The organism is Natronolimnobius sp. AArcel1, from assembly GCF_011043775.1.
GTDB lineage: Archaea > Halobacteriota > Halobacteria > Halobacteriales > Natrialbaceae > Natronolimnobius.
Genome location: NZ_JAAKXY010000003.1, coordinates 180,898 through 195,374 on the forward strand (window position 1 = coordinate 180,898; position 14,477 = coordinate 195,374).

The following is a 14,477-nucleotide window of genomic DNA, read 5'->3' on the forward strand; positions in this document are numbered from 1 at the left end:
TGCTGAACGCGAGCACGTCGGAACGGGAGACACTCTCGCTCGAGATTTTCGGCTTCACCACTGACTCAGCAGCCACAACGACGCTTACTTCTCGTGCTCACATCGCTCTCTAGAGAGTCGCGTGATCGGAGTCTTGGCCGAGAGCAATCGTGCGATAGCCAGGGATGTCCGCATCGAAATCGAAGTAGTCCTCGAAGTACTCGAGAAGCCGGTACCGTTGAGCAGAGTGGTGGAAGCCGTGTCCGACCACCCGGAACGCTTCGGGCGGTTCAACGCCCATCTCGAGGTAGCAATCGCGGATCTGGCAGCCGAGATGGTGGCACAAGAGCAGCCGGAAGACATCCAGTGATCCCGCCGGGAGAGGGACCAACTGGATGACCGTATCCGGCTCGCGCTCACGGGGAGAGTCACTCTCGAGCACCTGTTCGTTACCGGGTCCGGTTTGATACGCCACGCGGATATCCGATACAGCCTCGACCTCGAGACCAAGCGCAGCCTGTGGGTCAAAGTCAACGTCGACCGGTTCAGCCAGCGATTTCAGCGTCCGCCCAGCCGCCTCGTCGAGCCCCGCAGCCACTACCTCCTGAATCGCCGCCTCGAGGTCCTCATCGACGCCGAGATACACCTCGAGTTCGTACCGAAGGAATTCGTCGGCAGCGATATCTGCCGGTGGCTCAATCGGCGCCTCGAGTTCGGGCTGGAAGTGATGGGCGTGTTGGCGGTAGTAGTCACCAAACAGGGCGTCGAACTCGTCATCGGAAAGCTGTGCGATGGCGACAAGTGTCGCGGCGATTCGATCCGGGTTTTCGTGTGGCGGAAGCGTCGGGTATCCACGCTCGCGATAGACAGTGTACTTCGCGAATCGGCGCGTGGTTCCGACGGCTTCACTTTCTTCAAATGCTCGTTTGTCCGGATCATCCGGATAGCCATCTTGTTGGTGGACAGTCATTTCCCCGTCCTTTTTTCGAACATCTAGAACGTGCTCTATCTCATTGTTGTCGAGAATGCTTAGACCGATCAATTCTTCCGTTTCACCGGTAATTTGTGCATCCATAGTTAGTCTTGCTTGTCATTCCGCCTTTCTCCTGCCACTGGTTCGTCGCCAGTAGCATCATTGCTACCATGAACACGTTGAACCGCGTCCTGCCAAATGTTGGCAAGCTGGGTATACCCAACGTCGACGAGCGCATTAGATTTGGGCCGCACTTGCAGCGCTGAGCGAGCGGATCTGATCCGCGCCGACGCGTTCGATAACCGCAGCCGCGGACGCTTGTACTGTCACCGCCGTTTCAGCGTTTCCAGTTGAGATGCCAACAGGTGCGCTGACGGAGACAAACGCAGCCAGGTTCGCAGCAATTCGAACGACCGTATCACTCTCTGCTGCGTCTTCGACAGTATCACGGCCACTGTCGCGCACTACCTTTCGCGGATCGAGTTTCTCGATAATTTGTTCTAACAGGCTCTTGTCTGTTGTCGTTCCGTCGAATTCACCGTCCTCGAACGCATCCAGTGTCGCTTGATCCGGCCCGTCATCTCCGATAGAAAGCCGCTGGATGTGAATGTCCGTCCCCATCCGATTCACAATCAGTGGTTCCTCACCAGACAACGCTTGCTTCGCCGTTTCGTCACCCTCACGTTCCAACTGCGGATCCGGATCAATCTCCAAATCCGCACCCTCTTGAGGCATCATGCTGATCGCTGCCCCAGTCTGCTGTGTGACGTGGGCGAGTTCGTGAGCCAACAAAAACTGCCCCTTCCCAGACTCCGGGTCGTACTCACCAGAGTTGAACACGATATCGTTCCCGCAGGTGAACGCCTTCGCGTCGATTGCGTCGGCGGCTTCGGCGGCTTTCGCGCCCGTGTGAATCCTGACGTTCGAGAAATCCGCATCCATGCGGTCCTCGAGCGCGCGCTGAATCGGCTGATCTAACGACTGCCAACTATCCCCGAGGATATCGAGGACGGTGTCAGGAACCTCTTCTCTGGTAGTGTCGATGCCGTCCAGCGTCCACTGGGTCCGCATGCTACGGAGCCGGGCGCCGATTCCCTTTGGGCTGTAATCCAACCCTGGAAGGATGTCGTCGGGAGTGGACGAGCAACCGACAGGACAACTCACGTCTGACCGACTAATTCGGAGAGTTTCTCTTCTGGATTGCTGAACCCGTGCTCTTCGAAGCGGTCGATCAATTCCTCTTTCCCCTCGCCAGTTCGTCGGTACGTGTCAATGGCTTCTCTGAGTTCGTCGTCTTCGGCGGTCAATGACTCGAGTTGCGTGATGATCTTTCCGTACTCTCCCATTCCATAGTCGTAGTCGAGTTCGTAGCCGGGTATCTCGGGATGGTGTTTGTGATACGGTTCGTAGATCGTTATTTCGGGATGGGGATATCGGCCAGTAATCTGGTCCTGTCCGTTGCCGAGTACTTTGTAGGCTTCTGGCGGTTCCAGTCCGGCGATGATGTAGCAGTCACGGATCTGACAGCGCAGATGATAGTCGAGATACGATTTGAAATCATCGAGCGAGGGCACGTGATCGAACGAGAGCTGGAGGCGAGCGTCGGGTTTCCGCTCCGGGAACGGGTCGTGGTTCCACTGTTCGGTTTCGTCTCCGTTCTCGTCGTTATATCGCAGGTGGATGTCAGAGACAGCCTCGATTTCACCGTTCTCGTCTAGATAGACGTCGATGAGGAAGACCACCCAGTCGTTGGGGCCGACTTCGGGAGGCAGCGGTGCGGGAAGATCTGTCGGTAGCGGATCTTTGCCATCTACCTGATTGTAGGCATCGGCGAACAGCTCACGGACGCCATCCGTTGGAAGTTCCTGGATGGCTTCCCGGACGCGCATGATCCCAGGAAGGTTTTTCTCGACGGGGAACGGTTCGTAGTCGGTCTCTTGCCAGACGTGATGCCGAGCGTACTCCTTGGCCTGTTGAATCCACTCACTTTCATTCGGGGTGCGTTCGGCCGGATCGTCCGGATACCCATCTTGTTCATGGTATTTGATCTCGCCGTCGAAGGTCATCTCAATGCCGTGGTCTACACCATTGTTATCTTGGACCTTGACACCGACACGCTTGGACTTTCCTGTGATAACTGCCTTCATTGTTCGTATTCTGCCTCCATATCCACGTCACCAGTCGAGTCACTCATACCAGTCTCTTCCTCACCCTCAACGATCGTCACGCCCCGTTTCCTCGCACGTTTGATCCGCAAGAACTTCTCACCTGCTTCGCGAACGTCTTTCAAGACGGAGAGTATCTCCGAAATGCCCGGGACAGCACCAAGGACTTTTTCCGCCGTCCACTGACTCACGAGTTCATTCTGGAGGGCTTCGATTTCACCGTCCAGATAATAGCCCTCCAGTTCCGTCACGTCGACTTGGTCCCACAGTGCTTCGGCGAGTTCGACTGCCTTCGAGAGTTCGACGTGCGCTCGAATGAGTTGGCCTTCGAGTTCGTGAATTTCTGCCTCTTTTTGTTTCAGTCGCTGTTGTAACTCACGATGTTGTGCGCCCGTCTCTCCCACTCGATCGAGTCGATTTTGGATCTGGTTTCGGTCGGCAATCGCTCTCTCGAGTTGTTCGCCAGTTCGTTCGAACTCCTCGGCGAAGGCTTCTTTTTCTTCTAATACCTCGATCGATTTCTTTACGAACGCATATTTCGTTTCCTTCGCACTGTTATCCAAACTGATCGAGATACCTGAGTCTCTGTCAGGGTCGACGAGTGTTTTCGGGTCGACTCCCTCGAGTTGGCGATCCATTGCCTCTTTGCGGTCCCGTGGGAGGGACAATACTTCCAGTTCCTCAGAGTGACCTGTGTCGTCAGCAACGACGTTGCCTCCCAAAATCGCTTGCATGGTTTCTGCCCGATCTTTTCGAACCCGCTGCACGTGTACCTCGGTGCCCAGCCGATCGACGACTACCGGTTCGTCATCAGACAGCGCCTGCATCGCCGTCTCGTCGGCCTCCCGCTCGAGTTGCGGATCTGGATCAATCTCCAAATCCGTGCCTTCCTGAGGCATCATGCTGATCGCCGCGCCAGTCTGCTGTTTGACGTGCGCTAATTCGTGCGCGAGCAAAAATTGACCCTCACCCGACTCGGGATCGTACTCGCCGGAATTGAACACGATGTCGTTCCCGCACGTGAACGCCTTCGCGTCGATGGCATCCGCAGCCTCCGCCGCTTTTGCGCCCGTGTGAATCCGGACGTTCGAGAAGTCTGCATCCATTCGTTCCTCGAGCGTGCGCTGAATCGGCTGCTCTAACGATTGCCCACCGTCACCGAGCACGTCAAGTACCGTATCAGGCACCTCGTCTTGACTCGTGCCAGTTCCCTCGAGCGCGCGCTGGATATTGAGCTCGCTGGGCGAGGGAGCGAGTCCTGGGTGGCCGAACTCGTAGGATGGCGTCGGGTCGCTAACGCGGTTCGGATTTGTACCATGGACTGCCGACTCAGCCGCCGAACCGAGTCCATGCGACCCCAGCGCCCCGCTCGAGTGTGAGTTTTCCTTCGTTGATTGCCGGGGTGACGTACTCGTGTTCGCTTGCTCGGACGACTGCTTTTTCCGCTTACGAGACTTTTTCGACTCCATCTACCGACCCTCCGTCGAGCGTTGAGTGGAAGGCAGTCGGCACAGGCGATTCCGACAGATCATTTTTTGTTGCCACCTATACCAATAACATAACACTTTTCTTTTCATTGATCATTGTGGAAATTTCCTGCAGAAACTCGACTCGTCTCGAGTCGAGACGCTATCTCTGTGCAAGCATGCTCAGCGCTGGGATGATGTACTGTGACTGGGAGTCTGACTCGAATCGGTACGCACAGTCCGTGAGAAGTGGTTCAACAGTTTCGCTCGAATATAGTAGCCACTGCAAGTCACTGTACACCTGATCGCCAGAGGGTGCGCGGCTCGGAACGGACGCGGTTCGGAACGAACGAAGTGAGTGAGGACCGCGAAAAGCGAGCGGGGAGGCACGACCCGCAAGCCACGAAGTGAGAGCCGCGGCGAAGCGAACGGGCGTCCGCGCCCGTGAGCAGGTCGGCGATCAGTGTGTAAATCGTTGCAGTTGTTACTATAGTGTTTCAGTTGAGCCAAAAAGAACCTCCCTTGAGCGTACACCTGGCGATCAGACACCGCGAACCATGCCCGTCATTCTCAGGGGGCTTTTTTATCCGAACTGGAATGGTGGAAAGCCCGTGTCCGTAACCACACTCTCGAGATGGTCGCAGGCGGTATCGACGGGGGCGAAACGAGGTGGGCGTTCGCGATGAGTTCGTCAGACCCGCCGGACGACGGCGACGACGCCTTCCATCCGCTCGGTGAGACTGCCGAAGCAGAGTTCGAGAAAATGCTCGAGGAAACGGAGTACGATGCCGAACTCGGGATGGAGATGGCCAAAGATGCGATGCGAGTGACGAAGGGTGAACTCTCGGATGAGGAGTTCTACGATCGGTATCACGAGGAGGTCCTCGAGGAGTTCGGCGAGGACAGTCGGCCGATGGCGGCAGAGATTGAAGCCGCTCGCGAAGCGGATGACGATAGTTCGACACTGCTCTCGCGGCTTGGATTCGACGAGGACTCTCGTCGCGGTATGATGAAGAAAATGGGGGCTGGAGCCGGTGCTGTCGGGTTCGGTGCGTGGACCGTATCCGAAAGCGGTGACAACCCAGAGCGTGCGGTGGCCGCCCAGGATGATGAGGACGAAGACGACGAGGCGGCGGCCGACGCAGACAACGATGGCGACGGTGACGACGTGCAGTGGGGGATGGCGCTCGACCTCGAGGTCTGTGATGGCTGTCTCTCCTGTGTTGTGGCCTGTAACGCCGAGCACAACTGGAACGAGGGGGCGAACTGGATGTATATTCTCGCCTACGACGATGGGACTGTCGAGTCGCCTGAGCCGGATGACTTCGACTCGACGCGGGATTTCAACTACCTCATTCGGCCGTGTCAACACTGTACCGATGCGCCCTGTGAGAAGGTCTGTCCGACGACGGCACGCCACACCAGAGACGAGGGCGGGCTCGTCCTGACCGATTACGACGTCTGTATCGGCTGTCGGTACTGTCAGGTCGCCTGTCCCTACGGGGTGAACTACTTCCAGTGGGACGACCCGACCGAGGAAGCCGAGGAGATGGACGAGGAGATGATGTTTGACGAGCGCGACCGCTGGGTCAGCGGGGCCGGGCCGCGCGGCGTCATGGAAAAATGCATCTTCGACCCGGCCCGTCAGGACGGCCAGATGGGCGAGGATATGGTCGGGACGACCGCCTGCGAAGACGCGTGCCCACCCGGTGCGATCCAGTTCGGCGATATGAACGATCCCGACAGCGACCCCCAGCAGTACGTCGATAACGTTCCGCTAGCGCGCGCACTCGAGAACGACCCAGATGAGGAGGATGACGAAGAGTTGGTCGAGGCGATCGAGATACTCGCCGGCGAGCAAGAGCCCGCAGACGAGGACGACGAAGACGCCGACACGCTCACTGAGGCGGAAGCAACGCGGTTGGTCGAAGGTGAGTACGGCAGCCCCGACTCGACGTTCCGGCTCTTAGAGGAGTACGACACGAACCCGAATGTGATCTACATCGGTAACGAGCCGGGTCCGAACGCCGAGCAGGTTCCTGGCCCGGTCTCCTACGCAGATGTCGGGCAAGTCGACGACCGTCAGGACGTCCTCGAGGAGGGGACGGTCGATCCGAGCTGGGTTGCAGATCAGTTGGGCCTGTAACGCCCATACGAACTCGAGAGCTTCATAACGGTTCGTTCGAACACTCGCATATGGATTCACGCGGACGCTTGATCGTCGGACTGCTCTGGATCGGCGTTGCAGGACTGATGGCGATGAGCCTCGAGTTCGGCATGCCGTCGTCGTTCGACGACGCGGTTCGGCTGTTCGTCGTCGTGTTGGCGCTGTTTCTTGCCGTCGTCTATCTGTTCAATCCGTGGGGCGTCCATGATCGGATGATGCCCGGCACGGACGAATAACTCACAGTAGAAACACCGATTCTCTCAGACTACTGGATAATCATCGGTACAGTGTCGAGCCCCGTTCGCTCGTACTCTGGAACTCGTTTTGGCCGGCAGAATCAGTCGTCTGCCGGGGTAAGCGGCTGGCTCTCAGCAGCCAGCAGTCGGTCGAGTGCATCGACCATCGCCTCGACGCTGGCGCGGGTGATATCGGCCTCGCTGCGGGCGACGGTCACCGAGCGGTCGTCGCGAGCCATCGTCACTTCGACGGTGACGACGGCGTCCGTGCCGCCGGTGACGGCGTTGACGCGATAGGACTCGAGTTCGGCATCAGCCTGCGAGCCAAGTGCTTCGCGGACGGCGGAGACGGCGGCGTCGACCGGACCGGAGCCGGTGCCGCTGGCGACGCGTTCTTCACCGTCGACCTCGAGACGGATGCTTGCAGTTGGGACGGCACCGCCGCTGGTAGCGGTCAGGTCAAGCAGGTCGACGACGCGCTCGCGGTCGTCGCCGGTGACGTCTTCAGCGATTGCGAGCAAGTCGGCATCGGTGACCCGGCGACCGCGGTCGCCAAGTTCCGTCACGCGCGTTGCGATTTCGGAAATCTCGTCGTCGCCGGCCTCGACACCGTGTTCCTCGAGTGTGGCCTTGACGCCCGCCCGGCCGGTGTGCTTGCCAAGCGCGAGTCGGCGCTCACGACCGACGGTTTCGGGCGCGTAGGGCTCGTACATCTTGTCGTCTTTGAGCGTGCCGTCCGTGTGGATGCCGCTTTCGTGCGTGAAGGCGTTCTCGCCGATGACGGCCTTGTTCGGCGGTAACTGGACGCCGGTTGCCCGCGAGACGAGTTGGGCGAGGTCGTACAGTTCCTCGAGTTCGACGGTTTCGACGTCGTAGACGTGCTGGAGGGCGATTGCGACCTCCTCCAAGGCGACGTTGCCGGCGCGTTCGCCGAGGCCGTTGACAGTGCAGTGAACGAGGTCTGCGCCGGCGGAGACGGCCGTGATGGCGTTCGTTACGCCAAGCCCGAGGTCGTCGTGGGTGTGAGCACTGACGGGGCCGAGGTCGGCGAGTCGGGAGACTGCCTCGGCCGTTCGTTCGGGGCCTGTGTGGCCAACGGTGTCGGCGAAACAGCTTCGGTCTGCGCCGGCATCGAGTGCGGTGGCCATGAGTTCCTCGAGATAGTCCAGATCTGCGCGAGAGCCATCCTCGCCGATGACTTCGACCCAGAGGCCGTGGTCAGTCGCATACTCGACGAGTTCGGCGGTAGCCTCGAGGTTGTCCTCGCGGGAGGTGCCGACTTTGCCCTCGACGTGGCGGTCGCTTGCGGGCACGACGATATGGACGCCGTCGACATCGCATTCGAGTGCGAGGTCGATGTCGTGCTCGAGGCCGCGACAGAAACTCGTCACGGTGGCATCGAGGTCGAGGTCTGTGACTCTCGAGATAGCCTGTCGCTCACCCGCGCCGGTACAGGCGCTTCCGGCTTCGATAACGGCGACGCCCGTTCGTTCGAGACCGCGGGCGATTTCGACTTTCTCGTCGGGCGAGAGCGACACACCTGGCGCTTGTTCGCCGTCGCGAAGCGTGGTATCGAGAAGGCGGACGGTACTATCCGATGGAATCGTCTGTTCGGGGGAGTAATTGACAGGCAAGAGTGATGAACTGCGACTACGTTCGTCGCTGAATTTCGCATCCAGCCGGGTCGCCCCGACTTCCTCTATCCTCGTGCGGCGATGAGACGGAATCTCGTGCCATGGTATCTCGTCCTATCGAACGACCGCGACTTAAACTCGCCGGTTTCACACCTCCGTCGGGTACTCGATTACGTCTCGAGAACGAGTCGATCACCAACCTCGACGTTGTCCGCGGCCCCGGCCGGCAGTTCGATGATCGTATCCGCTTGCTCGCGTTTGAAGCCGAGCCAAGGGCGCAAGCGCTCGACGCGCTGGACAACGCCGTCGACAAGCCAGACGACATCGAGCGGGACGAACACGAACAGCATGTGAATATCGCGTTTTTTCGCGCGGTCGAACTGAAAGACGAGCGCGTACTCGTCGGGAACTGATCGGCGAAACATCAGCCCACGCGTCTGACTCACGAGCGAGTCAGCGATATCGACGCTCGAGGCGAGCGTCACGGAGCCGGCACCGGAGCGAACGTGTCGGAGTTGCACTGCATCGACTCGACGTGCGGGATGCAAAAAGCTCACGCCCGCTGGATATCTGTCGTCCGTTACTCGTCGTCGGGCTCGGCGCCGCCCGGCGCGAGTGGGTCACTGTCGACGGTGTCAGCGTCTGACTCCGTGATGCCTGCTCCAGTCTCTGCGTCGTCGTCTCCGTCCGCATCGGCATCAGCGTCAGCGACCGTCTCGTCGAACTCGAAGGCCTCTCCATCGTCGGCATCCTCGGCATCCGTCTCCCATTGTGAGGTGGCATCAACACCGGCTTCTGGATCGACATCGAGCGTCGACTCGAGGACGTCATCATCGGCGTCGGTGTACTCGCCCGCAGTCTCCGTTTCAGTCTCGAATCGGTCGAGTGCCTCCGAAAGCTGGACTGCCTGCTGGGTCAACTCGTCGGCCGAACCCGAGACTTCGGTAAGGGCGCTCGTCTGCTCTTCGGCGGCCGCAGCAACGGTCTCGGCTTCTGCCGTCGTCTCCTCGGAGATGGTCCCAACCTCGTCGACCATCGCAACGACTTCCTGGGTTGAAGCGGCCTGCTCTTCAGTCGCCGCCGAAATCTCTTGGACGCCGTCGTTCGTCGCCTCCGCGTACTCAGCGATCTCCTCGAGCGCCTCGACAGCATCACTGACGAGCGTGTTGACCCGCTCGACTTCCTCGCTCGTTCGATCGACCGTCTCTGAGGACTGCTCGGTCTGGGCCTCGACAGCCTTGAGGCGGTCGTTGATCTGCTCGGCTGCATCCTTGACGTCTTGGGAGAGCTCTTTGACCTCTGCGGCGACGGCGCCGAATCCGTCGCTGTCGCCGTCTGCAGAGCGTGAAGCTTCGATGTTGGCGTTGAGCGCCAGCATGTTCGTCTGCTCTGCGATCTGGGTAATCGTGTCGGTCAGGGTCGTAATCTGGTCAACCTGCGAACTGAGTTCGTCGAACTCGTCGACGAGTTCGCGATGCTCGGCCGCGAGCGCATCGGACGCGTCGATTGCCTCTTGGGCCGCTGTCTGACCGTCGTGGCTTGCCTGTGCGGTGCGCTCTGCGACAGTCGACACCTCGTTCGAAGACGCTGCGATCTCTTCGGTCGTCGTCGAGAGCGTATTCATCTCGGAGTCGACCGACTGCAGCGCCTGGTGCTGTCGGTCTGCGCCATCCGAAATCTGCTGGACCGATTCGCTGACTTCCTGACTTGCCGACCGAACCTCCTCGCTCGAGGCAGTAACTTGTTCGCTGGCGGTCGCCACGTCAGTTGCGAACTGGTTGAGTTCGGCAATCGTCATCTCGAGGTCGGTGAGCATGTCGTTGAACTCCGCACCGATTTCGTTCATTGCCTCGTTGTCGCTGTCGGGGTCCATCCGCGCGGTGAGGTCCCCATCTGCAGCGGCTTGCATGACGGCGCTGTACTCGTCTGCTTTCGTCTCGAGGTGGTCGTTGATCTCCTGGACGCGCTGGCGTTCAGTTTCGGCATCCGCACGGGCGTCTTCGGCCTCGGCGATGGTGGCTTTGAGTTCGCCACGCATCGAGTCGAACGCCCCGGAGAGGCGGCCGATGTTGTCGATTCGTTTGGAGTCGAATTCGACATCGAGGTCGCCCTCTTCCATCCGGTTTGCCTTGTCCGTGAGGCGATCAATCGAAGTCGCGGTGTTGCGGCCGATGATTGCGCCGAAGACACCGATCAGGAGCACAGCGGCGACAGTGAGGGCCATTCCGAGCTGACTGATGGAGTTGACCAACCCGAACGCCTGCTGTTCTGTCGTGTGCACGAGGACGAGCCAATCGTCGTCAGTCGTGTGATAGCCGACGACATACTCCTCAGCGTCGAACTCGTACGGTGCGTCTTGCAAGAGTTCAGCGGGTTCGTGGTCAACCGTCACCGCACCCGGCGTGTCGCCTCGAGCCTCCGATAGCAGCGTCGCATCGGGGTACTCCTCGCCAAACGTTGCACCCGTCTGGAAGTCGTCATAGCCGAGGTGCGAGTCGTCCGAGACGATGCGGTCCTCGGTGTCAACGACCGTCACGAGCGTACTCGATTGGGTTGCAGACGGCATCTCGAGTGAGCGATCAGCGAGATCGAACGTCATCACCAATGCGCGGTCATCGTCGTCACCAACAGAGAGGTAGTACGAAACGGCTGGCCGCTCCTCGAATGCGATTCCGGTTTCATCGGGCATCCCGTATGGATCCGTCCGCTGGACGACGTGCTGTGAGAGGTCGCCATCGAGTTCATCAACGTCCGGGAACGCCGCCTCCTCGAGTGTCGTTACATCGGACCCAGTCCCAGCAAGAACGTCGCCGGTTTCTGTATCGACGTAGAGAATGTTCTCTCTGGTGTCTTCAGGGAGGCCGCTGTAGGCGTCTTGGAGATAGGCCTCGATTGCCTCATCGTCGGAGTCATCGATGAACACCGGCGACTGTGCGGCCGATTGCAACAGATGCTCGTTGCGTTCGTCCCAGCGATCAAGCGCCGCTGCTTCCTGTACGGCGGTTTCCTGTTGATCCTCGAGAACTGTCTCCTCGACACTGTCGGTGATCATCGTCGTTTCGACGAGTCCGACTGTGCCGACGGAAAGCCCCAGTAAGAGTAATACAATCGCGAATTTGAGTGCGTAGCTCCGTCGAATGAACGACGGAACGAGTCGTCGAATCCCACTAGCCATGCATTCATCCTGTTGCTACCCCATATTATTTCTGCTGAATGTCACTGAGAGCGTACTCTCCGTTCGAATGTAAATTTCAAACCTGATATTTATGCCCGTTCATCCAGTACAGACTGTGTGTGAGTGGTTCTCTATAATACTAGGGTGTTCTGGATAACTGAACACTGACTGTCGGATCGGAGCCGAAGATTCAAATTCCTGTAGTGAAAGTGGTTGACAACGAGGTATGGAGAAAACGCCCCGTGGCACAGCAGTTGGCGTCGATGACCCCTACGAGTTCGCAGGCCTCTGTGATTATCTCACCGGTGACGGCCGCTGTCGATACGCCCTCGAGCACTACGGACATGACCCCGAATTCGCCCGCGAACGTGCACACGAGGACCATGAGTGCCCTGTCGTCGACCCCGAACACGAGTGGTCATGGGCCGACTGCCCACACTTTCGATCACGCAACCGCGAGCGCGAGTGTATTCGCTGTGGCCTCGCAGAAAAACGGATCGCACACGACGACGAGCGCCCACTACTCGAGGAACACCACTTATCCTACGCCCGCGACGGGGAGACGCTCTCGCACGAAATCACGGTGTATCTCTGCCGATGGTGTCACGCCAAAGTCCACAATTCCTGGGCTCGGATTACCGACGACGCTGCCCCCGAACCGGATGCGATTGCCGAACTCGAGGGGCGACGGAGTCGGGAGCACGAGGAACTCGGGTTCGAATCGGCCGCAAAACGGTATCGTGATAGCGGCACCGACCACGATGACCGCACTGATCAAACTGGCCGCGATGAGCGCAACGAGTAAGTGCTGTGTGGCCGCTACTCAATCGAGTATGTCACCGACGCGCCGGGGTTCGCCCTGCAGATTCGGCTGCTCAGCCACGATTTTGAGCACTTCGTGATCGGTCACGTCGTAGTAGGACTTTTCTGTCGCTTCCTCGAGTAAGTCTTTCTCGAGGCGGAACTCGGTTCCTTCGTACACAACGTCAACACCCTGATCGTCGAACGCAAGCGTCGTCATGGTCGGCCGTACGTGATGCGGTGCTAAAAACGGGTCGACTGGAACTCGAGTCACCTACCAGACAGCAATCTGTGTCAGACATCGCGAGAGGTTTATTACTTGGGGGTCACATTGGATGCGAGTGTGGCATTCAGTACGGATCCGCTCGACAAACTCGTCGTTCCCGACGGCACCGAAGCAAAGGAAGTCGCCTTAGAGACCGATGGCGACGTGCTCGTCGGCAGTCGGTCGACGATCGAATTCGGTGTACGCGGGCGTAACGTCCTCGCCGGCGAGAACGTCGAGTTCGGCGGCGATATCGAGGCTGGCGGCGACTGCCGACTCGATATGTGGTGTGATGTCGCGGATAACGTACTGGTCGGCCAGGACGCCTACATCGGCGAACGCGTCCATATCGCTGGAAAATTGAAAGTCGCGGGCGATCTCGATATCGGTGATGACGTCGACATCGAAGAGGGATTCGAAGCCAACGGGTGGATCGTTATTCGAAATCCGATGCCAACGATCGTGTTACTGTTTGTCTACCTTAAACACCTCTTACTCGTTGGTGACGAAGAGACCGCCCAGCGCCTGATTTCTGAAGTCGTCGACGACGGTGACGACGAACCCGCAGCAGAGCCGCTCGTGATTCCGCGAAACGCAACTGTCGGCGACGACGCCTGGCGCGTCTCGACACCCGCAACGATCGGTGACGCGTGTCGACTCCACGGCAACGTCCGCGCCGAAACGATCGATGTCGGGACAGCGTGCAACATCTTCGGCAGCCTTCGCGCCCGCGGTGATGTCTCTATCGGCACCGAAACCCGCATTCATGGCGACCTGACGACGCGCGACGGCGACGTCGTCGTCGGCGACGACGCACGAATCCTCGGTGACGTCTCCTGTCGCGACCTCACACTCGAGCCTGGTGCCGAAGTCGACGGCACGATTCGAGCCGATGGGGAGATTACGATGGGCACGACCGAACGCGACCTCGAGTAGCGCCCGATCGGACTCCTCCCATTGGCCCGCGGGGCCAACCGGCTTTTTGTACCTCCCGAAAAAATTGAAGCTATGATGGATGACGATCGGTTCACGTTGGTCGGTCTCTACGTCTCACCCGCGGTCGCCGACGCACTCGAGGAACACATCTACGATCAGGCAGGGGTCGTCGACCTCGAGTCATACTTTGCGGAGTCAACACCACCGGTGCCAACCGACGACCCGGGCGCAATCGCAACCAATGAGTTCGTCTCGGAACTGATCGCAGAGTTTGCGACACTGTACGATGAAGCTGTGTTCGACGCGGTTGAGGCGGTCGAACCGGACGAATTTGAGTTGGTTCGTCTGGCGGCAACACCATCGCGTGTTGCCTCACTTCGCGAGCGATTCGAGGCCGCGGCGACGATTCAGGAGTCGGACCTTCGAACAGTGCATACGGCAATCCTCGCAGCAAAACTCTCGAGTGCTGTAACCCTCGAGTAACCCGCAGATGACAGTCACAGGACCTGTTCTGGAATTTTTAACTCGGTTCTGTATCCGCGTAGCTTTACATAGGAGCCGATTGTAGCCGGTAGTGATGCCAGAAGTCACGATCTCCGAGCGACTGTATGAAAAACTCGATGAGCAGTGCGACGACACTGTCGAAGACGCGCTGTGGGACCTCATGTACCAGTCCCATC

The 14,477-nt window shown here is 59.1% G+C and carries 12 protein-coding genes and 1 pseudogene; 5 read left to right on the forward strand and 8 right to left on the reverse strand.

Going from position 1 to position 14,477, the window contains the following annotated elements; all coding sequences use genetic code 11:
* Positions 1-109: 109 nt before the first annotated feature.
* The 4 genes and pseudogenes from G6M89_RS09065 to G6M89_RS22300 form a co-directional block, all read right to left on the reverse strand.
* Complete coding sequence (locus G6M89_RS09065; RefSeq protein WP_165161479.1) at positions 110-949, reverse strand: hypothetical protein; 840 nt, start codon at positions 947-949, stop codon at positions 110-112.
* Between the two features lie 590 nt (positions 950-1,539).
* A pseudogene (locus tag G6M89_RS09070) lies at positions 1,540-2,023 on the reverse strand (DUF4157 domain-containing protein); the annotation flags it as partial.
* An 89-nt stretch (positions 2,024-2,112) separates the two neighbouring features.
* A complete protein-coding gene (locus G6M89_RS09075; RefSeq protein ID WP_165161480.1) occupies positions 2,113-3,099 on the reverse strand; it encodes a hypothetical protein in 987 nt (328 codons plus the stop codon).
* Positions 3,096-4,586, reverse strand: a complete 1,491-nt coding sequence (locus G6M89_RS22300; protein WP_241175285.1) for a DUF4157 domain-containing protein — start codon at positions 4,584-4,586, stop codon at positions 3,096-3,098. Before G6M89_RS22300 ends, G6M89_RS09075 begins: the two co-directional genes overlap by 4 nt.
* A gap of 679 nt (positions 4,587-5,265) precedes the next feature.
* On the opposite strand from G6M89_RS22300, the gene G6M89_RS09085 reads away from it, so the two are divergent.
* Together G6M89_RS09085 and G6M89_RS09090 are read left to right on the forward strand one after the other, a co-directional pair.
* Positions 5,266-6,729 (forward strand): 4Fe-4S ferredoxin N-terminal domain-containing protein, encoded by a 1,464-nt coding sequence (locus G6M89_RS09085; RefSeq protein ID WP_165161481.1) that lies wholly within the window; start codon positions 5,266-5,268, stop codon positions 6,727-6,729.
* A 50-nt stretch (positions 6,730-6,779) separates the two neighbouring features.
* Entirely contained in the window at positions 6,780-6,986 is a 207-nt protein-coding gene (locus G6M89_RS09090) for a hypothetical protein (protein WP_165161482.1), read from the forward strand.
* 101 nt (positions 6,987-7,087) lie between these two features.
* Here G6M89_RS09090 and G6M89_RS09095 read toward each other — a convergent pair whose 3' ends face one another.
* The 3 genes from G6M89_RS09095 to G6M89_RS09105 all read right to left on the reverse strand — a co-directional run bounded on the left by G6M89_RS09095 (position 7,088) and on the right by G6M89_RS09105 (position 11,795).
* On the reverse strand, positions 7,088-8,620 hold the full coding sequence (locus tag G6M89_RS09095) for a (R)-citramalate synthase (protein ID WP_165161483.1): 1,533 nt from the start codon (positions 8,618-8,620) through the stop codon (positions 7,088-7,090).
* Between the two features lie 170 nt (positions 8,621-8,790).
* On the reverse strand, positions 8,791-9,141 hold the full coding sequence (locus G6M89_RS09100) for a DUF192 domain-containing protein (protein WP_165161484.1): 351 nt from the start codon (positions 9,139-9,141) through the stop codon (positions 8,791-8,793).
* A 59-nt stretch (positions 9,142-9,200) separates the two neighbouring features.
* Positions 9,201-11,795: a methyl-accepting chemotaxis protein gene (locus G6M89_RS09105; RefSeq protein ID WP_165161485.1), complete on the reverse strand. Its 2,595-nt coding sequence runs from the start codon at positions 11,793-11,795 to the stop codon at positions 9,201-9,203.
* 226 nt (positions 11,796-12,021) lie between these two features.
* On the opposite strand from G6M89_RS09105, the gene G6M89_RS09110 reads away from it, so the two are divergent.
* On the forward strand, positions 12,022-12,600 hold the full coding sequence (locus tag G6M89_RS09110) for a hypothetical protein (RefSeq protein ID WP_165161486.1): 579 nt from the start codon (positions 12,022-12,024) through the stop codon (positions 12,598-12,600).
* A gap of 18 nt (positions 12,601-12,618) precedes the next feature.
* Here the strand turns inward: G6M89_RS09110 and G6M89_RS09115 are convergent, their stop codons facing one another.
* Positions 12,619-12,816 (reverse strand): DUF5800 family protein, encoded by a 198-nt coding sequence (locus tag G6M89_RS09115; RefSeq protein ID WP_165161487.1) that lies wholly within the window; start codon positions 12,814-12,816, stop codon positions 12,619-12,621.
* Between the two features lie 123 nt (positions 12,817-12,939).
* Between G6M89_RS09115 and G6M89_RS09120 the strand changes: the two genes are divergently transcribed.
* Positions 12,940-13,797 carry a polymer-forming cytoskeletal protein gene (locus tag G6M89_RS09120; protein ID WP_165161488.1) on the forward strand — a complete coding sequence of 286 codons (858 nt, stop codon included), beginning with the start codon at positions 12,940-12,942 and terminating at the stop codon, positions 13,795-13,797.
* Between the two features lie 72 nt (positions 13,798-13,869).
* A complete protein-coding gene (locus G6M89_RS09125; RefSeq protein WP_165161489.1) occupies positions 13,870-14,280 on the forward strand; it encodes a hypothetical protein in 411 nt (136 codons plus the stop codon).
* Positions 14,281-14,477: the final 197 nt, after the last annotated feature.